This window comes from Pseudomonas sp. TWI628 (assembly GCF_039673865.1).
Taxonomy (GTDB): domain Bacteria; phylum Pseudomonadota; class Gammaproteobacteria; order Pseudomonadales; family Pseudomonadaceae; genus Aquipseudomonas.
Genome location: NZ_JBDJMM010000020.1, coordinates 1 through 25,086, shown reverse-complemented (window position 1 = coordinate 25,086; position 25,086 = coordinate 1). Strand labels below are relative to the sequence as shown.

The 25,086-nt window shown below is 62.8% G+C and carries 21 protein-coding genes and 1 rRNA gene; 8 read left to right on the top strand and 14 right to left on the bottom strand.

The window, feature by feature from the left end; genetic code table 11:
* Positions 1 to 24 precede the first annotated feature (24 nt).
* The 3 genes from ggt to ABE528_RS16805 all read right to left on the bottom strand — a co-directional run bounded on the left by ggt (position 25) and on the right by ABE528_RS16805 (position 3,327).
* Positions 25 to 1,692 (bottom strand): gamma-glutamyltransferase, encoded by a 1,668-nt coding sequence (gene ggt / locus ABE528_RS16815; protein WP_346653552.1) that lies wholly within the window; start codon positions 1,690 to 1,692, stop codon positions 25 to 27.
* Positions 1,693 to 1,809: 117 nt separating this feature from the next.
* Entirely contained in the window at positions 1,810 to 2,706 is an 897-nt protein-coding gene (locus ABE528_RS16810; RefSeq protein ID WP_346653551.1) for a LysR family transcriptional regulator, read from the bottom strand.
* 30 nt (positions 2,707 to 2,736) lie between these two features.
* Positions 2,737 to 3,327 (bottom strand): NAD(P)H-dependent oxidoreductase, encoded by a 591-nt coding sequence (locus tag ABE528_RS16805; RefSeq protein WP_060508731.1) that lies wholly within the window; start codon positions 3,325 to 3,327, stop codon positions 2,737 to 2,739.
* A 157-nt stretch (positions 3,328 to 3,484) separates the two neighbouring features.
* On the opposite strand from ABE528_RS16805, the gene ABE528_RS16800 reads away from it, so the two are divergent.
* The gene (locus tag ABE528_RS16800) at positions 3,485 to 3,799 is read left to right on the top strand and encodes a putative quinol monooxygenase (RefSeq protein WP_346653550.1); all 315 of its coding nucleotides are present in this window, start codon (positions 3,485 to 3,487) and stop codon (positions 3,797 to 3,799) included.
* Here ABE528_RS16800 and ABE528_RS16795 read toward each other — a convergent pair.
* On the bottom strand, positions 3,789 to 4,553 hold the full coding sequence (locus tag ABE528_RS16795; RefSeq protein ID WP_346653549.1) for a sulfite exporter TauE/SafE family protein: 765 nt from the start codon (positions 4,551 to 4,553) through the stop codon (positions 3,789 to 3,791). The two genes, ABE528_RS16800 and ABE528_RS16795, sit on opposite strands and share 11 nt — an antisense overlap.
* Before the next feature lie 78 nt (positions 4,554 to 4,631).
* Here ABE528_RS16795 and ABE528_RS16790 point away from each other — a divergent pair, with 78 nt between their 5' ends.
* Positions 4,632 to 5,546 (top strand): LysR substrate-binding domain-containing protein, encoded by a 915-nt coding sequence (locus ABE528_RS16790; RefSeq protein WP_346653548.1) that lies wholly within the window; start codon positions 4,632 to 4,634, stop codon positions 5,544 to 5,546.
* Positions 5,547 to 5,694: 148 nt separating this feature from the next.
* Here the strand turns inward: ABE528_RS16790 and ABE528_RS16785 are convergent, their stop codons facing one another.
* Positions 5,695 to 5,970, bottom strand: coding sequence for a metal/formaldehyde-sensitive transcriptional repressor (locus ABE528_RS16785; protein ID WP_110639471.1), 276 nt, complete (start codon positions 5,968 to 5,970; stop codon positions 5,695 to 5,697).
* A gap of 71 nt (positions 5,971 to 6,041) precedes the next feature.
* Here ABE528_RS16785 and dmeF point away from each other — a divergent pair, with 71 nt between their 5' ends.
* The 5 genes from dmeF (at position 6,042) to ABE528_RS16760 (ending at position 8,945) form a co-directional block, all read left to right on the top strand.
* Positions 6,042 to 6,977, top strand: coding sequence for a CDF family Co(II)/Ni(II) efflux transporter DmeF (gene dmeF / locus ABE528_RS16780; protein WP_346653547.1), 936 nt, complete (start codon positions 6,042 to 6,044; stop codon positions 6,975 to 6,977).
* A 96-nt stretch (positions 6,978 to 7,073) separates the two neighbouring features.
* Entirely contained in the window at positions 7,074 to 7,418 is a 345-nt protein-coding gene (locus tag ABE528_RS16775; RefSeq protein ID WP_003258412.1) for a cupin domain-containing protein, read from the top strand.
* Positions 7,419 to 7,713: 295 nt separating this feature from the next.
* Positions 7,714 to 8,202: a type VI secretion system tube protein Hcp gene (locus tag ABE528_RS16770; RefSeq protein ID WP_152957001.1), complete on the top strand. Its 489-nt coding sequence runs from the start codon at positions 7,714 to 7,716 to the stop codon at positions 8,200 to 8,202.
* A 10-nt stretch (positions 8,203 to 8,212) separates the two neighbouring features.
* The gene (locus tag ABE528_RS16765; protein WP_346653546.1) at positions 8,213 to 8,362 is read left to right on the top strand and encodes a hypothetical protein; all 150 of its coding nucleotides are present in this window, start codon (positions 8,213 to 8,215) and stop codon (positions 8,360 to 8,362) included.
* 211 nt (positions 8,363 to 8,573) lie between these two features.
* Positions 8,574 to 8,945, top strand: coding sequence for a hypothetical protein (locus ABE528_RS16760; RefSeq protein WP_346653545.1), 372 nt, complete (start codon positions 8,574 to 8,576; stop codon positions 8,943 to 8,945).
* Between the two features lie 671 nt (positions 8,946 to 9,616).
* Here ABE528_RS16760 and mmsB read toward each other — a convergent pair.
* Positions 9,617 to 10,507 (bottom strand): 3-hydroxyisobutyrate dehydrogenase, encoded by an 891-nt coding sequence (gene mmsB, locus ABE528_RS16755; protein WP_152956999.1) that lies wholly within the window; start codon positions 10,505 to 10,507, stop codon positions 9,617 to 9,619.
* A 10-nt stretch (positions 10,508 to 10,517) separates the two neighbouring features.
* Complete coding sequence (locus ABE528_RS16750) at positions 10,518 to 12,044, bottom strand: CoA-acylating methylmalonate-semialdehyde dehydrogenase (RefSeq protein ID WP_346653544.1); 1,527 nt, start codon at positions 12,042 to 12,044, stop codon at positions 10,518 to 10,520.
* Positions 12,045 to 12,176: 132 nt separating this feature from the next.
* Here ABE528_RS16750 and ABE528_RS16745 point away from each other — a divergent pair, with 132 nt between their 5' ends.
* Positions 12,177 to 13,127 carry a LysR family transcriptional regulator gene (locus ABE528_RS16745; protein ID WP_152956997.1) on the top strand — a complete coding sequence of 317 codons (951 nt, stop codon included), beginning with the start codon at positions 12,177 to 12,179 and terminating at the stop codon, positions 13,125 to 13,127.
* A 140-nt stretch (positions 13,128 to 13,267) separates the two neighbouring features.
* Here the strand turns inward: ABE528_RS16745 and ABE528_RS16740 are convergent, their stop codons facing one another.
* The 7 genes from ABE528_RS16740 to rrf form a co-directional block, all read right to left on the bottom strand.
* The gene (locus ABE528_RS16740; RefSeq protein WP_346653543.1) at positions 13,268 to 13,759 is read right to left on the bottom strand and encodes an OmpA family protein; all 492 of its coding nucleotides are present in this window, start codon (positions 13,757 to 13,759) and stop codon (positions 13,268 to 13,270) included.
* A gap of 3 nt (positions 13,760 to 13,762) precedes the next feature.
* The gene (locus ABE528_RS16735; protein ID WP_346653542.1) at positions 13,763 to 15,037 is read right to left on the bottom strand and encodes a diguanylate cyclase; all 1,275 of its coding nucleotides are present in this window, start codon (positions 15,035 to 15,037) and stop codon (positions 13,763 to 13,765) included.
* Complete coding sequence (locus tag ABE528_RS16730; protein WP_346653541.1) at positions 15,034 to 15,600, bottom strand: YfiR family protein; 567 nt, start codon at positions 15,598 to 15,600, stop codon at positions 15,034 to 15,036. Before ABE528_RS16730 ends, ABE528_RS16735 begins: the two co-directional genes overlap by 4 nt.
* 72 nt (positions 15,601 to 15,672) lie before the next feature.
* Complete coding sequence (gene recD, locus ABE528_RS16725; protein WP_346653540.1) at positions 15,673 to 17,748, bottom strand: exodeoxyribonuclease V subunit alpha; 2,076 nt, start codon at positions 17,746 to 17,748, stop codon at positions 15,673 to 15,675.
* Positions 17,745 to 21,416, bottom strand: a complete 3,672-nt coding sequence (gene recB / locus ABE528_RS16720; RefSeq protein WP_346653539.1) for an exodeoxyribonuclease V subunit beta — start codon at positions 21,414 to 21,416, stop codon at positions 17,745 to 17,747. Before recB ends, recD begins: the two co-directional genes overlap by 4 nt.
* Positions 21,413 to 24,877, bottom strand: coding sequence for an exodeoxyribonuclease V subunit gamma (gene recC, locus ABE528_RS16715; protein ID WP_346653538.1), 3,465 nt, complete (start codon positions 24,875 to 24,877; stop codon positions 21,413 to 21,415). The genes recB and recC overlap by 4 nt, the downstream gene beginning before the upstream one ends.
* 124 nt (positions 24,878 to 25,001) lie before the next feature.
* A 5S ribosomal RNA gene (rrf, locus tag ABE528_RS16710) occupies positions 25,002 to 25,086 on the bottom strand; the annotation flags it as partial.

Below are 25,086 nucleotides of genomic sequence, written 5' to 3'. Positions count from 1 at the left end.
TGCGTCAGCACTGCCTATGCAGCGTTACTTGACGATCATCCCCACCCCGCGCCCGCGCGGATCGGACGCAGTCTCAAGCTGTGCCCCGTTCACCCGGATCGCCTGGATATCCCCCATCTCCCAGCCCTGATCCTCCAGTACATAGCCCATCTTCTTCAGCTCATCGGCCACCGGGCCAGTCAACGGCGCATAGCTGTCAAAGTAGATGGTGTCCTTGGGCAGCAACTGGTGGTGCACACGCTGCGCCGCCACGGCCTTCTCCAGCGGCATGCCGTAGTCGTACAGGTTGTTCATCACCTGGAAGATCGAGGTAAAGATCCGCGAACCACCCGGCGTCCCGATCACCAGCTCGACCTTGCCATCGCGAGTCATCAGGCTCGGGCTCATCGACGACAGCATGCGCTTGCCCGGTTCGATGGCGTTGGCGTCACCGCCGACCACGCCAAAGGCATTTGCGGCGCCAGGCTTGGCGCTGAAGTCGTCCATCTCGTCGTTGAGCAGGAAGCCCGCACCCTTGACAACCACGCCGCTGCCATAATCGAGGTTCAGGGTGTAGGTGTTGCTGACCGCGTTGCCCTGCTTGTCGACGATCGAGAAGTGCGTGGTCTGGTGCGGCTCCAGGCCTGGCTTGACCTTGTCGGTTTCGGAGATGGCCTTCGGGTTGACCTGGGCGGCGCGCTTGGCCAGGTAGTCCTTGGCCACCAACTGGTCGACCGGCACCTGGGTGAACGCCGGGTCGCCCAGGTAGTCGGCGCGGTCGGCGAACACGCGTTTCTCGATCTCCGACAGCAGATGGATGTACTGCGCCGAGTTGTGCGCCACCCCCTTGAAGTCCGCCGCCCGGTCTTCCTTGATGCCCAGCAGCTGGGCCAAGGCGACGCCGCCGGAGCTTGGTGGCGGCGCGGTGTAGACCACATTGCCGCGCCAGCTCAGGGCCATCGGCTCACGCCACACGGCCTTGTAATCCTTCAGATCTTCCTTGGTGATCAGGCCCTTGTCGGCCTGCATCTGCGCCACCAGCAGGTCGGCGGTCTTGCCCTGGTAGAACTCGCTCACGCCTTTGTCGGCGATGCGTTCGAGGGTCTGGGCCATTTCCGGCTGTTTGAACAGTTCACCGACCTTCATGTTGCCAAAATAGTCGTTGAAGTTGGTCGCGGTCTTGAACATGCCCTGGGCATCGTTGCGGTACTGGTACTGTTTTTCGGCGACCTTGAAGCCGTTTTTCGCATAGCCAATGGCCGGGGTCAGCAGCTCGCTCCAGGGCAGCTTGCCGAATTTCTGGTGGGCTTCCCACAGGCCCATCACCGTACCGGGCACGCCTGCGGCGCGTACGCCGACCAAGCTCAGGTTCTCGATCACCTCGCCCTTGTCGTCCAGGTACATGTTGCGCGTGGCGGCCTTTGGCGCCACTTCGCGATAGTCGAGGAAGTACGGCTTGCCGTCGACGAACAGGGTCATGAAGCCACCGCCGCCGATGTTACCCGCCTCGGGGTAGGTCACCGCCAGGGTGAAGGCTGTCGCTACCGCAGCATCCACCGCGTTGCCGCCCTTCTTGAGAATATCGGCGGCTACCTGTGCACCATATTGATCGGGCGCGGCCACCGCGCCGCCGTCCAACGTGGCAGCATAAGTCGAGGAACAGCTCAGGATCGCGGCTGCCAGAGCCAGGTAGTGGAACGGGACAATACGCATGACACTTCCTTGGTGTTGTTTTTGTTGAGCAGTCAGTAAGGCCGAAGCGCTCTGACTGTGCAATCACACGTAGGAAGTTTCGCCGCCTGTGGACAGAATCTGTCGCGTTCAGGCAACTCAGCAGGCGTACATGGCCAGCTTGCGCTGGATGAAGTCGAGGAAGCACTGAATGCGCAAGGCCAGCTGCGTGTTGCGGTAGTACACCGCGTGAATCGGCTGGCGGTAGCCGTTGCTGGCCTCGCTCAGCAGCACCTTGAGGCGGCCGGCGCGGATGTCTTCGTGGGTCATGAAGTGCGACAGGGCGACGATGCCCTCCCCGGCCAGCGCCAGCTGGCGCAGGGTCTCGCCACTGGACGCGATCAATGCCGGGCGGATGCCCCAGCGGTCGCCCTGGGCGTGGCGCAACGGCCACTGGTTGAGCGACTCGGGCTGGCTGAAGCCGAGCAGGCAGTGATTGTTCAGGTCTTCGACCTTTTCCGGTGTGCCGTGCTGTGCCAGGTACTCCGGGCTCGCCAGCACCTGTACCGGGCTGCAGCCGAGGGAGCGGGCATGCAGGCTGGAGTCGGCGAGATCGCCGATGCGGATGGCCACGTCGGTGCTCTGTTCCAGCAGGTCGATGATCAGGTCGTCGGTGTTGAGCTCCAGTTCGATGCCGGGGTACTGGCGGCGGAACTCGCCGATCCACGGCAGGATGGCGTGCAGCATGAACGGCGCCGCGGCGTTGATGCGCAGGCGCCCGGACGGGGTCTGGCGGTTCATCGACAGGCGCTCCTCCATCTCGTCCATCTGCTCCAGCACCCGGCGCGAACGCTCAAGGAAGAAGCGGCCTTCTTCGGTGAGGTCCATGCGCCGGGTGGTGCGGTTGACCAAGGTGGTGCCGAGCTTGGCTTCCAGGCGTGACAGCGTGCGGCTGACAGCGGATGGGGTCTGGCCCATCTGCTCGGCAGCGGCAGAAATCGAGCCGCAGTCGATGACGGCAACGAATACCTGGAGTTCTTCGGATCGGGTTTTCACTTGAGCGCCTGTGCTGGGTCCGTGCAGGGATTAGATAGCCTTGCCGAACACCTTGTCCAGATGAGCTTCATAGGCCGCCAGGGCTGCCGGCACATCCGGGCGTTTCATCACATCTACCGCAAGGAAGGTCGGCAGGCCGGTCATGCCGAGGAACTGGTTGGCCTTGTGGAACGGGAAATACACCGCATCCACACCCTTGCCCTCGAAGAAGTCGCTCGGGTCATCGAACGCTTGCTGTGGCGCGTTCCAGGTCAATGACAGCATGTACTGCTTGCCGTGCACCAGGCCACCGCTGCCGTACTTCTGCGAGTGATCGGAGCGGGTGCGGCCGTCGTTGGCATAGAGGCTGCCGTGGCCGGCGGTGAAGACATCGTCGATGTACTTCTTCACGGTCCACGGCGCGCCCATCCACCAGCCTGGCATCTGGTAGATGATCACATCGGCCCAGAGGAATTTCTCGACCTCGGCCTGGGCGTCGTAGCCACCGTCGATGAAGGTTTGCTGCACATCGAAACCGGCACGGTCCAGATGCGCCAGGGCGGCGTCGTGCAGGGTCTGGTTGAGGCGGCCGTCGGAGTGAGCGAACTGTTTGCCGCCATTGAGCAGAAGGATCTTTTTCATGCTGGGCCTCGCGTCATAAATGGATGACCGGCACAGTAATGGCTCGCGGGCGTGGGATACAGCAGGTACAGGGCAAAATACAATTGACCTGAAGTCACGAATATAGACTTAATTATTGCCGTAAAATCGATTCACCCTTCTTCAGTGAGTACGATCAATGAGCCAGCAGCACGCATTCATCCTCAAGGCCAAGACCCGTCCGGAAATGGCCGAAGCGTTCGAAACCCTGTTCCGTGCCTATGTCGAGCCAAGCCGCCAGGAGCCGGGCTGCATCGAATACCACATGCTGCGCGACCAGCAGGACCCGAGCCTGTTCGTCTTCTATGAGGTGTGGGCAAACAAGGCCGCGCTGGACGAGCACTCGGCACTGCCGCACATGGTCGAGTTCTTCGAAAAGCGCATGGACTACCTGGAGCGCGATTTCGACATCCAGCCGATCGTCATGCTCAGCGCCTCGTCCGCTAACCGTTGATCAGCAGGTGGCCGCCCAGTGCGGCCAGGCCTATGAAGAAGCAGCGCTTGAACAGCGCTGCGCTGATGCGCTGGCGCAGCCACTGCCCCGCGAGCATGCCCAGCAACGCCGGCGCCAGCATCAGCAACGAAGCACCCAACGCTTGCCCACCCAGGGCATCCTGCCCCGCCAGGCCGAAGGCCAACGCCAGGGTCGAGACCGTGAACGACAGGCCCAGCGCCTGGATCATCTCGTCGCGGCTCAGGCCCAGGCTCTGCAGGTAAGGCACCGCAGGCATTACGAAAACGCCAGTGGCCGCAGTGACCACACCGGTCACCAGCCCACAGACCGGCCCCAGCCAGCCTTCCCGCTTCGGCGCCAGCCGCAACGCCGGGCCTGCCAGCCCGTACAGCGCGTAGATCACCAGCGCCGCCCCCAACGCATGCACCGCCCAGGGCCCGCTGTTGATACCCAGCCAGGCACTGCCCAGCAAGGTACCGACGAAGATCATCGCCAGCATCGGCCCAAGCCTGCGCAGCAGCGCCGGCAGATGCCCTCCGGCTGCGAGTTGCCAAAGGTTGGTCAGCGTCGACGGAACGATCAGAAGCGCCGCAGCCTGCGCCGGTGGCATAGCCAGCCCCAGCAAGCCCATGGCGATGGTCGGCAGGCCGAGGCCGATCACACCTTTGACAGCACCGGCCAGCAGGAAGGTGATGACCACCAGCAGCGTCATTGCCGGGCCAATGTTCTGGTAGAAAGCGATCAAGGTATCCATGGCCGCCATGATGGCGCGCAGCGGATGGTGTGAAAATCTGCCATATACTCAGCCAGACTCTTGCCAGGACAGAGGCAGATGCATTTCGACCTGATCGACCTTCGGCTTTTCCAGCACACTGCCGAATGCGGCAACATCACCGCTGGCGCCCGCCGCAGCCATCTGTCGCTGCCAGCGGCCAGTGCACGTATCCGCGCGATGGAGGCCTCGCTTGGCACACCTTTGCTCGAGCGCAATCGCCGTGGCGTGCAGCCGACACCCGCCGGGCAGGCGCTGCTGCAGCATGCGCGACTGATCGGCCAGCAAGTCGAGCGTCTGCAGTTCGACCTGGCTCACTATGCCAAGGGCCAGCAAGGGCAGGTGCGGCTGCTGTGCAACACGGCGGCGCTGACCGAATACCTACCGGAACTGCTGGCCAGCTACCTCGCCGACAACCCTGGGATCAGCGTCGATGTGCAGGAGCTGCCCAGCCTGCGCATCGTGCAGGCGATCACTCAGGGCATGGCGGATCTGGGCATCATTTCCACCGCAGCGCCCAGCACCCATCTGCAGACCTTGCCGTTTCGCGATGATCCGCTGGTGCTGGTGACTCCGCTGGATCATCCCCTCGCCGCAGCGCCCGCCCCGAGCTTCGTCGATTGCCTTGCCCACGGCCATGTCGGGCTGGGGGCGAACAGCGCCCTGGCGCTGTACCTGGAGGAACAGGCCCTGCGCGAAGGCCACCGCATGCAAGTACGGGTGCGGGCCGAAGGGTTTGACGGGGTGATTCGCATGGTCGCCGGTGGTGCCGGTATCGGCGTGGTGCCGCTGGCATCGGTGCAGCGCTGGAAGGGGGTGTTGCCGATGCACTGGGTGGCGCTGCGAGAGGATTGGGCCAACCGACGGTTGCTGTTGTGCGCACGGGATTTTGCCGGGTTGCCAGGCTATTCGGCGGGGTTGGTTGAACGATTGATCCAGGCCCAAACGTTTATCGAGGCGTCGAACCGCCGCTAAGGCAGGCGAAGTCCTTGCAGTCCACAACAGCCCAAACCCCGCCAACGTAATCGGGATTGGCCATATGAGCTGGTTAGGACTGTGTTGTAGCTCTCAACTGATCGTCTCGTGGGAAAATGGAACTCCTGCCATATACCCCCAGGGGGTATCACTTCAGATAAGACCGCAACAACGCCGCCACCTTGTCCGCCTCTTCCTGCCGTTCTTCGGCACTCAGCCCTTCCGCCACCAGGTGTTCGCGGATGTGCCCTTCCATGACTTCGGTCATCAGCCCGTTCACCGCGCCGCGCACGGCAGCGATCTGCTGGAGGATCGCCAGGCAGTCCTTGTCCTGCTCCAGTGCGGTCTCCAGGGCAGCGGCCTGGCCTTTGATCTTGCGCACGCGGGTCAGCAGCTGCTTCTTGCTCTTGATCGTATGTGCCATTTCTCACTCACAAGATGATAGGTATACTGGGGTATAGTATATTTCTCGACTTTCCGGGAGCATGATAAACCATGGCGACACAAACCTCAGGCCGCTGGCAGCACAGCCACCAGTTCCACACCAGCAACCTCGGCGCCGAGCGCAAGACACGCCTGGCCGTGTGGCTGACGGCGATCATGATGGTGGCGGAAATCGCCGGGGGCTGGTTCTTCAACTCCATGGCCCTGCTCGCCGACGGCTGGCACATGAGCTCGCACGCCCTGGCCCTGGGGTTGTCGCTGCTGGCCTACGCTGCCGCGCGTCGTTATGCCAAGGACCAACGCTTCGCTTTTGGCACCTGGAAGATCGAGATCCTCGGCGGCTACTCCAGCGCCCTGCTGCTGCTCGGTGTGGCCGGGCTGATGGCCTTCCAGTCGGCCGAGCGCCTGCTGACGCCAGGGCCGATCCACTATGACGAGGCGATCTTCATCGCGGTGATCGGCCTGGCCGTGAACCTGATCTGCGCCTGGCTGCTGCGCGACGACCACGATCATCACCACCATGACCATGGCCATGACCACCACCACCACGGCCATCACCACCACGACCTGAACCTGCGCTCGGCCTACCTGCACGTGATCGCCGACGCCGCCACGTCGGTGCTGGCGATCGTCGCCCTGCTGGCCGGCAAGTTCTGGGGCGCCGGTTGGCTCGACCCGGTGATGGGCCTGGTCGGTGCGGTGCTGGTGGCGCTCTGGGCTCGCGGCCTGCTGCGCGATACCGGCCGCGTCTTGCTGGATGCCGAGATGGATGCGCCAGTGGTCGAGGAAATTCGCGAAGTGGTCGCCGAACTGCCGGTGCCCGCCACCATCACCGACCTGCACGTGTGGCGCGTGGGCAAGGACCAGTACGCCTGCATCCTCAGCCTGGCCAGCCAGGCCGCACTGAGCGCCGACAGCGTGCGCCAGGCGTTGAGCGTGCACGAGGAGCTGGCCCACATCACCGTCGAGGTCAATGCCCTGGCATAGCGCGGGCAGGCAGCTGGACGTCGAGCCCAGGCAACTGCGGCTCGGCCAATGGCCCTATGGTGACCAGTCATTCAGCCAGTCACCAGGAGTTGTGCCATGTCCGATTTCATCACCGTCCTGCGCGAAACCTGCCCGACGCCGGTCGTGGACGCCACCAAGTGGAAGCGCATCGGCGGCGATCCGCACACCGTCAACCTCAACGCCTACCTGTCGGCCGACGGCAGCAAGATCATGGGCACCTGGATCTGCACCCCGGGCAAGTTCGAGGTCAACTACGAGAAGTGGGAGTTCTGCCACTTCCTCGATGGCTACTGCATCATCACCCCGGAAGGCGAAGAGCCGAAGCACCTGAAAGCGGGTGATGTGTTCGTGATCGAGCCAGGGATGAAAGGCACCTGGGAAGTGGTCGAGACTGTGCGCAAGTACTTCGTCTTCGCCTGATTTTTTTTGCCAACTCGATGTAGGCCCTGTGGAAAGCGCGAAACTTCCTACAGGGCCATCACTCTGTTGAACATCGGGAGCAGAAATAGCAAAACAGCCATAAACCCATTGAACTTCAGCAACATCTTCTGACATTTACCCTCAGCTTGAATCCCCCTGCTTGTAGTCCTTTTCTGAATTGCGCCACACCGCCCCATAGCGTATTGCCCTCGCTCTCTCCCAGACCTAGCCTGCACAGGTCGCCCGAATCGCCGGGCAGCATTGCCCATCCAAAACAATGTCAAGGAGAGTAATCATGGCCTTCGACGCCTACATTCAGATCGACAGTATTCCAGGCGAAGCACTGGACGAAAAATACAGCAAATGGATTGAAGTGCTGGGCTACGACTTTGGCGTCAGCCAAAGTACCTCTGCCACTGCCAGTTCTGCAGGTGGCGCAACATCGGGCAGGACTTCCGTTACCAACTTCACTTTCACCAAATACCTCGACAGTGCCAGTTGCAAACTGATGGAAGCCAGTTGCACGGGCCAGCATCTGAAAGAGGTGAAGCTTGCCCTCTGCCGTGCTGGTGGTGACAAGCTCAGGTACTTCGAAATCATCCTCGAAGAAGTGATCATCGCCGAGTATTCGCAGGCCGTGGACACTGGAGTGCCATTGGAAGTGGTGCAGATCAATTACGGGCGTATCAAGACCACTTACACCCAGCAACGCCGCCACGATGGCAGTGGCGGCGGCAATATCGCCGGGGGCTGGGACCGAATCGGCAACAGAAAATACGCGTGAGGGTGCTGCCATGTCTGAAGCTCGCGCGTACCTCAACCTCAAGCTGCAAAACTATCACAGGCTGAAATCCGACCTGGCGCTGACCGGTCATTCCCTGGAAAAGTTTGATGTCCTGAATTCACACATTGCCAATACGGTGGTCCGTAAGGAGGCTCACTAATAGGAGGGCTCGCAGGCGGAAGCGTTGGTGGTTATGCGGCTGGTACTCTCTTAGCCCCTGCACTATGCGCCGCGATCGGCTTGTCGACGGCAGGCACGGGTGGACTGGTCTGTGCAGTAGTAATTGGCGGTACTGGGGCAACGATTGGTGGAAAAGTTGGAGAGTGGCAAGGTGAAATCTACGGTGAGTTTCTGTATAGGGGAGTTTCAAGGTGAGCATTGTCGATGAAGGGTTAATCGCGGCAATCATCATTAACCTGATCATCGTCACCATGACAATACAGTGCATTATCGCCGCCCGGAGCACCGAGTACTTTGAGTCATTATTCCCTAACAGCCAATACATCATACAAAACAGAGCGACCTACGAGCGAGCCGGGCTGATCGGGAAACTAATGCGGACCGGGGCAATTTCAACAGTACTCGTACTACCATCAGTGTTCACAAAAAGAAAACTGGTGGAGCAAAAAGAGGTTGAATCATTCCCTAGAAAAACGAAGACTCTACTTGTAACGCTCTGGACGCTGCACATAACTCTCTTCCCATCTCTTTTAATATCCCATTACCTGTATCTTCAAAGCTAACCGAGCAACTCCTTACAAGATGTACAAAACTAGATATCGCTATAGTTTGAAAAGACGTCGCAGAGCGGGGCCTTGAAGCACTCGCTTGTGGGATATTCGGCGGTACAGTGGGGGGGAATGGCAGGCGGAAAATTTGGGAATGAAGCAGGTGCCTGGGCTGGAGAACTTCTATACGAGGCAGTAGCAAAATGACACTCATGCACTGGATTTTTTTAGTCTACAGCATGACAGTCACAACTTTACTTTTCTTGAACCTAGCATTAACAATATATATCGCCCATCGCAAAATTGATTACAATGAAGGATTTTTATTAAATTGCAATGCAATAACCGGCGAAAAAAAACTCTGGCTACATGCTGGCTTGATGGGAAAATTCTTTCGACTAACGAATATATCATTCATCCTGCTCATTCCTAAATTCTATGCACGAAAAAACCTCATTGACGTCAAGGAAATAAATAATCTTCCTTCAAAAATCAAGACCCTTCTAATCTTCTTGGGCTCCTCGCTTTTGATATTGACTATCGCATTTTTTGGTTTGGGAGTTTTCATGCATTACTTACCCCCCTTACCTAAATAATGCTCAAAAAACATCGCGGGGCGGGTGCCCTTCCCTCTGGTGCGCAGTTACAGAGGGAAGGCCGCCCGGCCCGCGATGAAGCCTCGCTCGTCAATCCTTCTTGCGGTAGCCCTCGACGATCGCCGAGAAGTCCTTGCCGCCTTCACCGCGCAGGCTCATGGCCTGATACAACTGCTGGGCCACGGCGCCCAAAATCACCGGCTGGTGCGCCTGGCGCGCTGCCTCGGTGGCCAGCCCCAGGTCCTTGAGCATCAGCTCGGCGCCAAACCCACCGGTATACCCCCGCGACGCGGGCGCAGTCTCGATGATGCCCGGCCACGGGTTGTAGGTATCGGAACTCCAGCAACGCCCGGTCGAGCTGTTGATGATCCCCGCCAGCACCTTGGTGTCGATGCCCAGCGCATTGCCCAGGGCCATGGCCTCGGACACGCCAATCATCGAGATGCCCAGCAGCAGGTTGTTGCAGATCTTGGCGATCTGCCCGGTACCCACTTCACCGCAATGCACGATGTTGCGGCCCATCTGCTCCAGCACCGGCTTGAAGGTGGCGAACAGCTCGTTGCTGGCGCCGACCATGAAGGTCAGTGTGCCCGCCGCGGCGCCGCCGGTACCTCCGGACACCGGCGCATCGCCCATGTCCACACCTTTGGCGGCGGCCGCCTTGGACACCTCACGCGCGGTCTGTGGGTCGATGGTGCTGCAATCCAGGGTCGGCGTGCCTGGGCGGATACCGGCCAGCACACCGTCGTCTTCGTTGAGGTACACAGCGCGCACATGGGCCGCCGCCGGCAGCATGGTGATCACCAGCTCGCTGCTGGCCGCCGCGTCCTTCGGCGAGGCGCTGACCTGGCCGCCGAGTTCGGCGAGCTCGGCCAGCACGGTCTTGTTCAGGTCAAACAGGTTCAGCTGGTGCCCGGCCTTGATCAGGTTGCGGGCCATGGGCGCGCCCATGTTGCCCAGGCCGATGAATGCGATACGCATGGCGTGCTCCTTAGCGCAGGCTGATGGTGGTGTTCACACCGTCATTGACGCTGTCGTCATCGAACCAGCGGGCGGTGACGGTCTTGGTCTGAGTGTAGAACTGCACCACTTGCTTGCCGTATGGGCCCAGGTCGCCGAGCTTGGAGCCGCGCGAGCCGGTGAAGCTGAAGTACGGTACCGGTACCGGAATCGGGATGTTGATACCGACCTGGCCGATGTCGATCTCGCTCTGGAACTTGCGCGCCGCCGCGCCGCTCTGGGTGAACAGGCCAGTGCCGTTGCCGAACGGGTTGGCGTTGACCAGGGCGATGGCTTCGTCGAGGGTGTCGACTTCCAGGGTCACCAGCACCGGGCCGAAGATTTCCTGGGTGTACACCTGCATGTCGGTCTTCACCCCGGAGAACAGGGTCGGGCCGACGAAGTTGCCTTGCTCGTAGCCTGGCACCGTCACGCCACGGCCATCGAGTTCAAGCTTGGCGCCTTCCTTGATACCGCTTTCGATCAGGCCCAGCACACGCTCCTTGGCGCGCTTGGAAACCACCGGGCCGACATCGGTGCCCGGCTCGCAACCGGCGTTGACCTTGAGTTTGCTGGCCGCGTCCTTGATGTCCGGCAGCCACTCACGCGCCTTGCCTACCAGCACCGCCACCGAGGTGGCCATGCAGCGCTGGCCTGCCGCGCCGAAGGCAGCACCGACCAAGGCATTGACGGTTTGCGTGCGGTTGGCGTCTGGCAGCACCACGGCGTGGTTCTTCGCGCCCATCATCGACTGCACACGCTTGCCGTGCTGGCTGGCCAGGTTGTACACATGGGTACCGACTTCGGTCGAGCCAACGAAGGAAATCGCCTTGATGTCCTGGTGGGTGCAGATCGCATCCACCACCTGCTTGCCGCCGTGCACCACGTTGAGCACGCCCGCCGGCACACCGGCTTCCAGCGCCAACTCGACCAGCAGCATGGTCGACAGCGGGTCCTGCTCGGAAGGCTTGAGGACGAAGGTGTTGCCGCAGACGATGGCCATCGGGAACATCCACAGCGGGATCATCGCCGGGAAGTTGAACGGAGTGATGCCGGCGCAGACGCCGATCGGCTGGCGCAGGGTGTAGGTGTCCACGCCACTGGCGACGTTCTCGGCGAACTCGCCCATCTGCAGGGTGCCGATGGAGGCCGCGTGCTCGACCACTTCCAGGCCGCGGAAAATGTCGCCTTCGGCGTCGGCGAGGGTCTTGCCCTGTTCGGCACTGAGCACCTGGGCGATGCGCTTGGTGTGTTCGCGGATCAGTGCCTGCAGCTTGAGCATGATGCGCATGCGTGCGCCGATCGGGGTGTCACGCCAGGTCTTGAAGGCGCGCTGGCCCGCAGCCACGGCGGCATCCACTTCTTCGACAGTGGCGAACGGTACCCGCGCCAGCACCTCTTGGGTGGCCGGGTTGACGATATCGCGCCATTCGCTGGTTTTCGACTCGACCCACTGGCCGTCGATCAGCAGCTTGACCTGCTCGACCTTGGTCTTGTCAGGGGATTGTGGTGCGTTCATCTGCGTTCTCCTTGGAATTATTGTCAGGACGAGATCGCCAGCGCCGGGCAAACGCGAGGTGGCGCCTTGGGGCTTTTTTCGAGTATAGATGTGCAAACATCCAACAAGAACGCACAAAAAAACCGGATCAACATGCAAAAAGACCTGACCTCCCTCAGTTCGCTGAACTGGGACGACCTGAAGTTCTTCCTTGAAGTGGCGCGCACGCGCAAAGCCAGCAGCGCGGCCAAACGCCTGGCCGTCGACTACACCACGGTGTCGCGGCGCATCAGCTCGCTGGAGGGGGCGTTGGGCACGCTGCTGTTCGAGAAGTCACGCACCAACGGCTTCGTCCTGACCGCCGAGGGGCAACGCCTGCTGGGCTACGCGGAGTCGATCGAGAGCACCTTGCACATGGCCTGCGAGCAGGTTTCCGGCTCGGGCGTGGCGCTGTCGGGGCATGTGCGCATGGGGTGCACCGAGGGCTTCGGTAGCTTTTTCATCACCCCGCAGCTGAGCCATTTCGTCGATGCCTACCCGGCGATCTCGGTGGATATCCTGCCGCTGCCGCACTTCATCAGCCTGTCCAAGCGCGAAGCGGACATCGTCATCGCGCTGGAGCGACCGGAGCATGGGCCTTATGTGTGCTGCAAGCTGTGCGACTACCGGCTACGGCTGTATGCGACCCAGGACTACCTCGACAGCCATGCGCCGATCCGCCAGGTCAGCGACCTGGTGAGCCACCCGTTCATCAGCTATGTGGACGACCTGGCGTTCAGTTCGGAGTTGCTGTACCTGGCCAACCTGATTCCCAATGCCAATGCACATTTGCGCAGTACCAGTGTGATTGCCCAGTACACGGCGGCGTTGCAGGGACGTGGGTTGGCGATATTGCCGTGCTTCCTGGCGGCGCAGGATGCGCGGCTGGTGACGGTGTTGCCGGAGGAGATCGAGGTGACGCGGCAGTTCTGGATGTATTGCCGGGAGGATTTGAGGAAGTTGAAGCGGATTACCTTGTTGTGGGACTACATTCGCGGGGTGACCGAGGCGAATGCGCCGTTGTTGATGGGTGAGACCCGAGAAATGCGCTTCGCTCAGGATTGATGGGGGCCTCTGGGGGTTCGCCAGAGCATTTCAGCGCCTATGAGACCGAGCGCCGCGCGGACGGCGCGGGACTCATAGGCGCCGAAAGCCTCAAGGCAGGCACCTGTCAGCTACACCGCGCTGCATTCTTTGCAGCTATGTCAATAAGACGCCACCACAATCGACACCCGTCGGTTCTCGGTCCGCCCGGCACTGGTGCGGTTGTCCGCCACCGGCTGCGTGCTACCCAGCCCGCGGGTATGAATGTTCTGCGCCTGCATGCCAACGTCAATCAACGCCTTGGCCACACTCTGCGCACGCCGCTCGGACAGCTGCTGGTTGTACGCCGCCTTGCCCGAGGCATCGGCATGGCCATCGACCCGCACACGCTCAATGCCCACGCCCAGCAAGGCCTTGCCGATCCGCTCGACGATCGCCTGGCTCGCGCCGTTGAGGCTGTCCAGGTCGCTACCGAACAGCACCTTGCCCGACAGGTCGAACGCCCAGCCCTCGTCGGTGGGGGCAAAACCTTCACGCTTGAGCACGGCAATCTGCTCGGCGGTCAGCCCTTTGGGGGGCGTGCTCTGGCACCCTGCCAATACCAGCAAGGCCAGCAACATCACGGCGAAAGAAAAACGCAAACGCTGTATCACGGTTCAACTCCTGTTCCGGAAATCGGCGGCGGACCGTTCCGTCTGCGCCGCTTGCCACTGGCCACGGCGCTTGCGCTTGGCCTGGTACATCGCCGCATCTGCGGCATTGAGGAGGCTGGCAGGGTCACTGCCATCATCCGGGTAATACGCGATGCCGACACTGAGCGACGTGGTGAGGCTTTCGCCGCCATCGAGCAGCATCGGCAGTTGCATGCTGGCGATGATCTTCTCGGCGATGCGTTCGGCGTCTTCGCGCGAATGAAGTGGGGTCAGCAGCACGGCGAACTCGTCACCGCCCAGGCGGGCCACCAGGTCGTGCTCGCGCAGTTGCGCACGCACGCGGTCGGCCACGTTGATCAGCACTTCGTCGCCCACGGCATGGCCGAGGCTGTCGTTGATCTGCTTGAAGTGGTCACTGTCGAGGAACAGCAACGCCAAATGGTCTTGCTGCCGTGCGGCGTTACGCAGGCTGCGGCTGAGGCGGCCCTCGAAGAACGCACGGTTGGGCAGGCCGGTGAGGCTGTCGTGGCTGGCCTGGTGGGCCAGGGTGGCGTTCTCGTTCTGCAGGTGGCTGTGCCAGACCTCCAGTTCATCAAGCAAGGCATTGAAGTCGTTGCCCAGTTCGTTGAGCTCGGCAATGGGCGCTTCTGGCACACGGCGGTCGAAGCTGCGCTCGCGACGGGCAGCGTGGGCGACGCTGGCCAGGGCGCGCAGGGGGCGGACGATGTCGCCGAGCAGACGCCGCGACAGGTACAAGGCAACGAAGGCACTGAGGATCGTACAGAACAGGATGCCACCCAGGCCGCTGAGCAGGAACAGCAGCAGGCTGCGACCCTGGCCGACCAGTTCGATATGCCCAACTTTCTGTTGCTGGTGCAGGATCGGCAGGTTGATCGGCTCATCCAGCAAGGCCGTCGCCACTTGCGCCTCAAGGTGCCCGAGCACGCCTTCTTCGCGGCGCTGCCAGTGCGCCAGCTGCTCCCCATCGTTGTTGAATACCTTGGCGTCCGCCACTTCTTCGGTTTTGGCGATCAATTCCAGCGCCTCGTTAGCCGCTGCGCTGTCGTCGAACACCACGGCGGCTTCGACGGTGTAGTTGATCGAGCGGGCAATCAGGTGCAGGTTGTGGTTGGCGTAGGCTCGCAGGGCCAGCACGCCGAGCAGGGTCAGCGAGATACCGGCAAGGCCCACCGCCATGAGGGCCACGCTGAGGTGGCCACGGCCGAGTACCGAGCGCAAGGTTGGACGCACGCCAGCCTTCCTGGCCGAGCGCTTCATGGCACAGCTCCGCGACGCCGTGACAGCTGCAACACGCTGGGATGGATGCGCACACCGGAACGGGCCACGGAGTCGAGGTTGACCTCGAAAGCGACCTGCTGATCGCCGACGCGCAGGCAGAACAGGCTACCCACCGTGCACGGGTCGTCGGCTTCGCTGATGCTCAATACCGGGTGGCCACTGACGGCCTGGAACAGGCGGTCGCGCTGGGCATCGTCGAGCTTGCCGATGTACACGGCGTCACAGGCCTGGGCGACCTGCCGGTCGTCGGCCAGCAGGCGGCGTACCTGCAAGGGTTGGCCAGAATTCTGCACGTTGCCTTTGATCAGGTCGTCGGCATATTCGGTGGGGCCGACCAGGCACAGGCGCAAGGGCACTGGCTCGGTCGGCCAGCGCGCATAGCTGAGGATACCCAGGACCACCTGGGTTACCGCCCTGGCACGTTGCTGGGCCTGAGCGGAGGTGGCCGAACCGTCCGCCTGGACGGGACCGGCCAATAGCGACAGGGCAACTAGCAGCAGCGAAAGCGCACAGCCTGTCAACCACTCCCTGGCGCCTGTCATGTGAGAATTCTCTCAAAAATCCTGTCTGAAGTCGGCGCAACGATAGCACAACGCTGGCTATCCGTAGGAGCGTCAGACCTGTTCGAGCATGAGGCCGGAAATACGCCGTACCTTGCGCAGCACCGCTTCCTCGAAAATGCCCTGGCGCGGTTCGATCAGGCTGAAGCAATGCTTGGCCCGGGTGATACCGGTATACACCAGCTCCTTGGTCAGCACCGGGTTGAGCGCATCCGGCAGGACCAGCGCGGTGTGGCTGAACTCCGAGCCCTGGGACTTGTGCACGGTCATGGCGTAAACGGTTTCCACCTCGTTGAGACGGCTGGGCAGGACGAAGCGCACCCCACCACTGCCGTCGTTGCGCGGGAAAGCCACTCGCAGCAGCGCTTCACCGTGCTCATCCGGCAGGCGCAGAGCGATGCCGATGTCACCGTTCATCAAGCCCAAGCCATAGTCGTTGCGCGTCACCAGCACCGGGCGGCCTTCATACCAGGGCTGCTGGCTGTCGATCAGCCCGGCGTTGTGCAGCACCCGCGCCACCCGCTCGTTGAGGCCTTCGACACCCCAGGCGCCCTTGCGCACGGCGCACAGCAGCTGGAAGTCTTCGAAACTGTGCAGCACCTTGGCGGCCCACTGCTCCCAGCGCGGATCGTCGAATGCGCTGCCCGGTGCCGGGCGATAGCGGCCAATGGCGCGCAGGTAGCTGCGATAGCCCTGGGGCCCATCGTTACCGCGGTTGAGGCCGTCGAGAATCAGGCGGTCGAAGGCCCGATCCTGCTCGCCGCGCAGCGCCAGGCCGAACACGTCTGCTGGCGGCATGCTCAGCAGGTCGCGTGCCGCCAGGGCCTCCTGGCGGTTGACCAGGCGCGCCAGCTGGCCGATACCACTGCCTTCACCAAAACGTCGCGAGAAGCGCAGCATCACCACCTGCTGGGCTAAAGGATTGCGTTGCGCATCGCCGGCTTTCAGGCCACTGGCGGCCAGCGATTGACCACCAATCTGCTCCAGCCAGGCCTGGGTCGCGGGCGAATAACAGCCCTCTTCGGCATCCCGGCACAGGTCGCCGAGCACGGCGCCCGCCTCGACCGAGGCCAGCTGGTCCTTGTCCCCCAGCAGAATCAACCGTGCTTTGGGCGGCAATGCCTCCAGCAGGTTGGCCATCATCTCCAGGTCGATCATCGACGCTTCGTCGACCACCAGCACATCCAGCGGCAGCGGGTTGCCGGCATGGTGACGGAAATGCCGCGAGCCTGGGCGGCTGCCGAGCAGGCGGTGCACGGTGCTGACGTCGGTGGGGATCTGCCCGCGCACCTCGGCGCTGACCTGCAACCTTTCAACCTGCTGGCCGATGGACTCGGTCAGGCGTGCGGCGGCCTTGCCGGTCGGCGCGGCAAGGCGAATGCGCAACGGCCTGCCCTGCTCCACCGCAGGCGCCTGCAGCAGTGCCAGCAAGCGCACCACCGTGGTGGTCTTGCCGGTGCCGGGGCCGCCGGTGATGATGCTGAAGCCTGCACGGGTAGCCAGCGCGCAGGCGAGCTTCTGCCAGTCCACTTGGCCAGCCAGGGCGCCTTCGTCGAACAACTGCGCCAGGCGCGCAGGCAGGTCGGCCGGGGCCGCTTCGTCCTGGCTCAGGCGTTGGCGCAGGGTCTGGTCGATCTGCCGCTCATAGCTCCAGTAGCGGCGCAGGTACAGGCGTTGGCCGCTGAGCACCAGCGGGCGCGCATGCTGGCCCGGCGTATCGCCAGCCGCCACCAGCTGGCTGGCGGCAATGCGTTGCAGCCAGGTGGGCAGGCCGAGGTTGGCCAGCAGTTGCGAGGGCAACAGCAACGGGCCGGTCAGGGCATCGCCTTCCGGCGGTAGCGACAGTGCGAAATCCGGCTCGGCGAGGGTCTGTTGCAGGTCGAGGCAGACATGCCCGTGGCCTAGTTGGTGGCTGGCCAGTGCTGCCGCCAGCAAGAGCAACGGGTCGCTGCCCGGAGCACGCTCTTCAAGAAAGCTGACGAACGCCCGGTCGAGCGCACGCAGCCAGCCCCGCTCTACCCAGCGATCGAGCAACTGCAACAGGTCCGCACTGTTGTGCTGGGGGGCCAGGGCCAGCAGGTGCTCAGCGTGCAGTGGCGTAGGCAAGAGATCGTCGAGGGTTCGGCTCATGGCGCGGCTCCGGCAAACAGGTCCTGTTGTTCGGGCGCGTGCACGCCACGGAACAGCGCGTCGAGGGCATCGATCAGCTCGCGTGGCGGTTTGGCGAAATATACACCGTGGCCACTGCTGCTGGCGCCGCGCAGGAAGATGAACAGGGCACCGCCGACATGGCGGTCGTAATCGTAATCAGGTAGCCGTGCCCGCAGCTGGCGATGCAGGGCCAGCAGGTAAAGCACGTACTGCAGGTCATAGCGATGTTCGAGGATGGCTTTTTCCATGGCCTGGGTGTCGTAGGCCTGGATGTCCGGGCCGAGCCAGTTGGACTTGTAGTCCGCCACGTAGTAGCGCCCGTCGAGCTCGTAGGCCAGGTCGATGAAGCCTTTGAACATGCCGTTGAGCACCGTCGGCTGCGCAGCCGGGCGAGCTGCGCCGGGGTGGGTATGCCGGGCTACCAGGCGGTCGAGCTGCTCGGCGTCGACGTTGTGGCTGGCGAACCAGAACTCCATCTCGATCTGGTAATGCTGCAATTGCGCCAGCTTCAGCTGCGAAGGGCCGGCCGGCATGGGCTCGTTGAGCAGGCGCTGCAGCCATTGGCTGAGTGTCGGGATCCAGCCGGCCCAGTCGCGGCGGTTGCAACGCTGGCCAACCGTACGCTCGATGAGCTTGGGGTTACCGGCGACTTCAGCAAAGCCTTCACGGCCGGCCCACTCCAGCAGCCCATGGAGGAAGGTGCCCGGGTTGGGGCCGCGAGGGAAGCGATGGATGTCGCCACCCTCGGCAGGCACTTCGCGAATCAGCTGGGTATCGGCAACTTCGTCATCGAGCAGTTGCTGGGCCTGCGAGCTGTCGGCGCCGAGGGTCTGTTCGCCAACGCGCAAGGCACTGTAGGACGCGATCCACCAATGCTCGGCGGCAGCCCGCCGTGGCTTGCGCGCGGGTAACAGCTGGTGCTCGGCCTGGGACGCACGGTAGCGCTCATCGCCAGCCTGCGGCAGTGCCGGGCAGGCAATAGTCTCGCAGCCTGCCAGCAAGTGCTGCAGCCACGTCTTGAGGTGCTCCGAGCCAGGCAGTGCCTGGCCGCCACCGAGCAGGTAACCGAGCGCCGAGCGGTGCAGCTGCGAGCTCTTCTGGTTACCGCGCTTGAGGTCGGCGACCCCCAGCCAGCAGGCGTGCTGGGCACGTGTCAGGGCTACATAGAGCAGGCGCAGGTCTTCGGCCAGGCGTTCTTCGTCGGCCAGGGCGATCTGCGCTGCATCGGGCGTCAGCGTCAACTGTGCATTACCCAGGCTGTCGTGCCAGGACAGTGGCAGGCGGCTGCCGTCCACCGGCTTGCTGGTACAGATGAACGGCAGGTAGACCAGCGGGTATTCCAGGCCCTTGGACTTGTGGATGGTCACCACCTTGACCAATTGCTCGTCGCTCTCCAGGCGCAGGATCTGTTCTTCGCCAGCTTGGCCGGAGTTGGCCAGGTGCTCGGCCAGGTGACGGATCAGCGCCTGTTCACCGTCGAGCTCGCCGGCCGCCTGCTGCAGCAATTCGGCCAGGTGCAGCAGGTTGGTCAGCACCCGTTCGCCATCCGTGCGGCCGATCAGCATGCGCGGCAGTTCGAAGTCGTGCAGCAGGTGCCGCAGCATGGGCAGCACTCCCTGGCGCTGCCAGATCTCACGGTAGCGACGGAAACGCATGACCCAGCCTTCCCATACCCGCTCGTCCTGGTTCAGCTGATCAAGTTCAGCCAGCGACAGCTCCAGGGTCAGGCTGGCCAGTGCGGCCTTGAGCAGGCGTTCGGAGTCCGGCTCGGCGCAGGCCTTGAGCCAGGCCAGCAAGTCATGGGCCTCCTGGGCGGCGAACACCGAATCCTTGTCGGAAAGGTACACGCTGCGCACATCGCGGGCGGCAAGTTCGCTGCGCACCCGTTGCGCTTCATGGCCGTCACGCACCAGGATGGCGATGTCCGAAGGCTGGCACGGGCGCAGCCCGCCCTGGTCATCGCTGAAGCCGGTTACCCCGCGCTGGCCGCCATTCAATACGCTAACGATATGGCTCGCGCAGCTGGCGGCGAGCTGCTGGCGGTAGAGCGTGCTGGAAACCGGCTCTTCGCTCTCCAGCTGCCAGCATTGCAGTGCCGCACACGCCTCGCCGTCGATCAGCAGGCGTTCGCTGCGGCCCTTGGCGCGAACCTCGACGAACGGCAACGGGTTGTCGTCGGCTTCGCGGAACAGGAAGGCGCCCTTGCCCAACTCGCGGGCTTCGGCCTGCAGAAACACCTGGTTGACCGCCGCGACCATCGCCTGGCTGGAACGGTAGTTGGTGTCCAGGCTATGCAGTCGGCCGGCGGTGGCGCGCCGGGCCGACAGGTAGGTGTAGATATCGGCGCCACGGAAGGCGTAGATCGCCTGCTTGGGGTCGCCGATCATGAACAGGCCGGTTTCCGGGTTGTTCTCGCTGATGCGATAGATGCTTTCGAAGATGCCGTACTGGACCGGGTCGGTGTCCTGGAACTCGTCGATCAACGCCACCGGGAACTGCTCGCGGATCAGCGCCGCCAGGCGTTCGCCCGACTCCGTGCCCAACGCCTGCTGCAGGCGTAGCAGCATATCGTCAAAGCCCATTTCGGCACGGCGGCGTTTTTCCACTTCGAAGCGCGCCGCAACCCAGGCCGCTGCGTGTTCGAGCAAACGCGCTTCCGGGCTGACCAGGGCTTGCAGCTGTTGCGGCAGGTTCTGCATGGCATGCAGCCCCGGATGGTCGGGCGGATCACCGGCTTTCCAGGCTTCGGCCATCCCGGCCGGGGTCAGGCGGGTAAAGCCGGTACCCAGGTCGAGCTCCACCTCTTGTTCATCACCGACCCAGGTGCGCAGTTTCTCGAACCAGGGCTCGAAGAAGCGCGCCTGCAATTTGCGGCCATCGGCCTGTTTCGCGGCCACGGCGTCGCGGCAGATCTGCTGCAGCTCATGCGCCCATTTCGCCCAAGGCGCCTTGAGTTGGCGCAACTGCTCAACCCGCTGTTGCAGCGCGCCATCGATCAGCGCTTGCGGTTCGGCTTCGTCCTGCTGTGCACGCACACGGCCGAACAGCGGGCGGATGCGCGGCAGCAGGGCATCGGGGCTGACCCAATGGCTGCGCACCCAGTTCAGCGCTTCGCCGTGCATGCCATAGCAAAAGCGCCGCCAGTAATCGCGCATGACCTGGCCGAGCAAGTCGCTGTGGTCGGTTTCCAGGCTCTGGGTAAACAGGCTGCCGCTGTCGAAGGCATGCTCGCGGAGCATGCGCTGGCACCAGCCATGGATGGTCGATACCGCTGCTTCATCCATCCACTGCACAGCGACTTCCAGGCGATTGGCGCAGCGTGGCCAGTATTCTTCGGCATAGTCGTCGCGCAGCTGGTGCAACAGCGGGTCGCCACCTTCCAGCTCGCCGCGGAAGAAGCGCGCAGCCTCGGCCAGGCGGGCGCGGATACGCTCGCGCAGCTCCTTGGTGGCGGCGTCGGTGAAGGTCACCACGAGAATCTGCGGCGGCAGCAGTTCGCGGCCAAAGCCTTGCTCACCGCCGTGGCCAAGGATCAGGCGCAGGTACAGCGCGGAAATGGTGAACGTCTTGCCCGTGCCGGCACTGGCTTCGATCAGCTGGCTGCCATGCAGGGGAAAACTCAATGCCAGGGGACGGGCCTGGGTCATGCTTCACTCTCCGGATTGCCCTGGGCTTGCCAGGCGGCGCTGAACAGGGGGCGGTACAAGGCTTCACACCAGCCTTCGAAGGTTTCGTCGGCGCTGAGCGCGGCGAAATCGCGGAACTGCCGGGCCAGCGCAACGCTTTCGCTACGCTCGCCGAAACTGGTGCGGCCATCCCCCTCATAGGCACGGGCAGCGGCGGCCTGGGCCTTGTCCGGATCGTCCTGAGCCAGCCAGGCAAAGGCGGTCTTGGCAGCTACAGGCAGCGGTGCATTCATCGCCGCCTGGCGCGCTACCAGCAGGTGCCCCAGTTGTTCGGCAGCCTGAGCCTGCGGCAAGGGGCCGAGCAGCAGTGTGATGTCACTGGCCAACAGTGCGCTGTGCAGCGGATAACCCGCGGCGCAGGCGGCAAGGTGCATCACCCAGCTGGCAATCAGGCGGTGCCACTTGAGGTTGTTGCGCCCGGCGCTGATGGTGTTGGGCACCGTGGTGATGCTCAACAGGCTTTGATCGTCGGCCTGATAGACCCGGCCCAGCCAGCCCTCAAGACGATGGTTTGCATGTTCGAAATGGATCGGCAGCGCGCCGTCGACCACCGTTGGCCAACGCTGCAACAGTTGGCGATGACGTTGCAGCAGATCGGGCAAAGGCTGGATCAGTTCGGCCTGCAGCAGTTCACCAAACCCCGCCAGGGGCAGCATGCCGCAGGCTTGCAGGCGGCGGGCCTGGGCCTGCAGTGCGCGTTCGGCGTTGTCCGGGTCGCTCAGGGCGGCGCTCAACAGGCTTTCGCTGGCGCTGTAGCGTTGCAATGCGTCGAGGACGAATGGCTCTTCGTCTGGCGTGGGCGCTTCCAGAGCTTCGAAGAACACTTTCAGGCGCTGGCTGAAGAAATGCCGTACTGGGTGACGCAAGAAGTCCTGCAACTGGTTCAGCGTCAGCGCTTCATCGCTGACGTAAGGTGGCAGGCCGAGAACTGGCTGCTCGTCGTCAGTGGTCTGCTGGTGCAGCAATTGCCACTCGTGGGCATAGCTGAACAGCGCACTGCCTTTCTGGAAATAGCGCGCACTGAAAGGCTGCAGCGGGTGCTCCTGGGTCAATGCCTGGAGCAGTTGCTCGCCGTCAGCATCGCCCTTGAGGCGCCAACCGGCAGCCAGGTGATCGCGCAGCTGGCCGATCAACACCGAGGCCGGTCGCTCACTGTTATCACGGATGCTACGACCCACCCAGCTGATATAGAGCTGGTCACGTGCCGACAGCAGCGCTTCGAGCAGCAGGTAACGGTCGTCCTCGCGACGTGAACGATCACCGGGACGGTAGTCGCTGGCCATCAGGTCGAAGTCCAGCGGCGGCTGGGCACGCGGGTAGTCGCCATCGTTCATGCCCAGCAGGCAGACGACGCGGAAAGGAATTGCCCGCATTGGCATCAAGGTGCAGAAGTTCACCGAGCCGGCGAGAAAACGCTGGGACAGCTTGCCCTCATCGAGGCCCGACAGCCAGGCCTCGCGGATCACCGTGAGGGGCAGTTGGTCCTGCAGGCCTACGGTTTCGCAGACTTCCAGCCAGCTATCGCGCAATTCCTGCAGTTGCATCAAGAGATATTCGTCGTGCTCCTCCTCGGCGAGGAAGAACACTTGCAGCAAAGCGTTGAGGCGTTCGCCCCACTCGCTGGCAGTGGCGGGCTGGGACAAGGCCTGGTTGGCTACCTCCAGGGCATCGAGCAGCGCTACCAAGGGCCCAATCAAGGCGGCATCCAGGCCGCCGATTTCATCGTAGGGTTCGATGCCGTCGCATCCCTCCCCCACGCCCACTGCGTAACCCAACAGCATGCGCCGCAGGCCAAAGCGCCAACTGTTCTGCTCCAGGCCCTGGGGCAACCCGAGGGTGGCACGCTGGTCGGCATTCAAACCCCAGCGAATACCCGCGCCTTCGATCCAGCGGTGCAGGGTGGGCAAGTCGCTTTCGCGGATGCCGAAACGCGCACGGACCGCCGGGACGTCGAGCAAGTCGAGCACTTCGCTGACGGCGAAGCGGCTGTCCGGGAGCTTGAGCAGGTGTTCCAGGGCAATCAGCAGAGGATCGCGGCCCCGCTGGCCTTGGTCGGTCAGGGTGAACGGGATGTAGCGCGGGTCGTTGCGCTGCAATTGCCCAAACACCGCACGGATATGCGGCGCGTAAGTGTCGATTGCCGGGAGCATGACGATGACGTCACGTGGCCGTAGCGTAGGGTCGGCGCTGAAGCGGGCCAGTAACTGATCGTGGAGGATTTCCACCTCGCGCTGCGGGCTGTGCGCCACGTGGAAACGCACCGAGCGGTCCTTGGCCAGGTCGACCTCGGGCCACAACTCACGGGTTTCAGCGAGCGGGCGCAATTCTAGAATATCGTCCTGCAACTGGTTCAGCAGCGTGGTGGGCTGGCCTTCGCTGAACAGGTCGATACGGCCGTCGCTGAATACGCCCTGGTAGCTGCCAGGGTCGTCATAGCTGTCCAGCAGGTTGATGTAATCGCGGCCTTGCTTGCCCCAGGCAGCCAGCAGCGGGTGGGCATGCTGATGCAGCGATTCGTCATCCAACTGCATGGGCATGCCTTGCTTGCGCTGCTGGCGCTTGTACTGGTGACGCAGCAGGTCCTTGTCGGCAACGATGTCCGCCCAATGGTGGCGGCAGGGGTTGTGAACGCAGAGCAATACCTGGCTGAACCGGGACAAACCGGCAAGTGCCTCCAATGCTTGGGCAGGCAAAGAAGAAATGCCGAACACGATGACCCGCGAAGGGAGCCCGTGAGGTGCGGTGTCCAGGCTGTTGATGCGTTCGATGAAGCGCTGATGCACCCCTGCCCGGCTTTGCGCCATGCCCTGTTCACCGACATCCTCGAGCAATGCTCGCCACAGTTCGGCCTGCCAGCGGTTGCCTGGGGCGAGGGGCTTGCGCTCACCACGGGCGGTATTGAGGATGTGCTCGCCGGCTGCCCAGTCCTTGAGCCAGTCGGCGCGGTAGACCTGGTATTGGTCGAACAGGTCGGCCAGGCGCTCGGCCAGCTGATAGCGCTTGCGCAGGTCATTATCATCAGTGAGGAAGCGGCGCAGCGGTTCGAAATGTGGGCGCTCGATCAGTGCTGGCAGCAGGCGCATCAGGCGCCAGGTCAGCGGTGCCTTGTCGAGCAACGACACTTCAGGGATCTCGTCGCGCCCGAGCACCTTGCGATACAACTGCCACATGAAACTACCGGGCAGTTGCACTTCGATGGCAGCAGCAATACCGCAACCACCCATGTCATCGTCCTGTGGGTCCTCGGCAAGGGCCAGCTTGAGCCATTGGGCAATGCCGTTGCTCTGTACCAGGGCGATTTCGTTTTCCAGCGGTGCCAGCGGATAGCGGCGCATCCAACTCACCACCAGACTGCGCAGGTCGTCCAGGCGGTTGCCGTGGACGATCATGAAACCAGGCTGGAGTGAGGTGGTGTTGGGCATGGGAAAGTCCCTGGGAGAAGAATGGGGAACGATATCACGGCTGGCTGCCGATACTGGCCCCAGTAAAAGCCAGAAAAGACAAAACCCCTACCTGCATACGCAGATAGGGGTTTTGCGAAATGAATCTTGACGATGACCTACTCTCACATGGGGAAACCCCACACTACCATCGGCGATGCATCGTTTCACTGCTGAGTTCGGGATGGGAT

Excerpts from the sequence above, each read along its gene's own strand:
- recD (WP_346653540.1), bottom strand. The coding sequence starts at position 17,748 with ATGAGCCGAACCCTCGACGATCTCTTGCCTACGCCACTGCACGCTGAG.
- ABE528_RS16730 (WP_346653541.1), bottom strand. The coding sequence starts at position 15,600 with ATGACAGGCGCCAGGGAGTGGTTGACAGGCTGTGCGCTTTCGCTGCTG.
- ABE528_RS16745 (WP_152956997.1), top strand. The coding sequence starts at position 12,177 with ATGCAAAAAGACCTGACCTCCCTCAGTTCGCTGAACTGGGACGACCTG.
- ggt (WP_346653552.1), bottom strand. The coding sequence starts at position 1,692 with ATGCGTATTGTCCCGTTCCACTACCTGGCTCTGGCAGCCGCGATCCTG.
- ABE528_RS16800 (WP_346653550.1), top strand. The coding sequence starts at position 3,485 with ATGAGCCAGCAGCACGCATTCATCCTCAAGGCCAAGACCCGTCCGGAA.
- recB (WP_346653539.1), bottom strand. The coding sequence starts at position 21,416 with ATGACCCAGGCCCGTCCCCTGGCATTGAGTTTTCCCCTGCATGGCAGC.
- ABE528_RS16735 (WP_346653542.1), bottom strand. The coding sequence starts at position 15,037 with ATGAAGCGCTCGGCCAGGAAGGCTGGCGTGCGTCCAACCTTGCGCTCG.
- ABE528_RS16785 (WP_110639471.1), bottom strand. The coding sequence starts at position 5,970 with ATGGCACATACGATCAAGAGCAAGAAGCAGCTGCTGACCCGCGTGCGC.
- ABE528_RS16790 (WP_346653548.1), top strand. The coding sequence starts at position 4,632 with ATGCATTTCGACCTGATCGACCTTCGGCTTTTCCAGCACACTGCCGAA.
- ABE528_RS16795 (WP_346653549.1), bottom strand. The coding sequence starts at position 4,553 with ATGGATACCTTGATCGCTTTCTACCAGAACATTGGCCCGGCAATGACG.
- mmsB (WP_152956999.1), bottom strand. The coding sequence starts at position 10,507 with ATGCGTATCGCATTCATCGGCCTGGGCAACATGGGCGCGCCCATGGCC.
- dmeF (WP_346653547.1), top strand. The coding sequence starts at position 6,042 with ATGGCGACACAAACCTCAGGCCGCTGGCAGCACAGCCACCAGTTCCAC.
- ABE528_RS16775 (WP_003258412.1), top strand. The coding sequence starts at position 7,074 with ATGTCCGATTTCATCACCGTCCTGCGCGAAACCTGCCCGACGCCGGTC.
- ABE528_RS16805 (WP_060508731.1), bottom strand. The coding sequence starts at position 3,327 with ATGAAAAAGATCCTTCTGCTCAATGGCGGCAAACAGTTCGCTCACTCC.
- ABE528_RS16750 (WP_346653544.1), bottom strand. The coding sequence starts at position 12,044 with ATGAACGCACCACAATCCCCTGACAAGACCAAGGTCGAGCAGGTCAAG.
- recC (WP_346653538.1), bottom strand. The coding sequence starts at position 24,877 with ATGCCCAACACCACCTCACTCCAGCCTGGTTTCATGATCGTCCACGGC.
- ABE528_RS16770 (WP_152957001.1), top strand. The coding sequence starts at position 7,714 with ATGGCCTTCGACGCCTACATTCAGATCGACAGTATTCCAGGCGAAGCA.
- ABE528_RS16765 (WP_346653546.1), top strand. The coding sequence starts at position 8,213 with ATGTCTGAAGCTCGCGCGTACCTCAACCTCAAGCTGCAAAACTATCAC.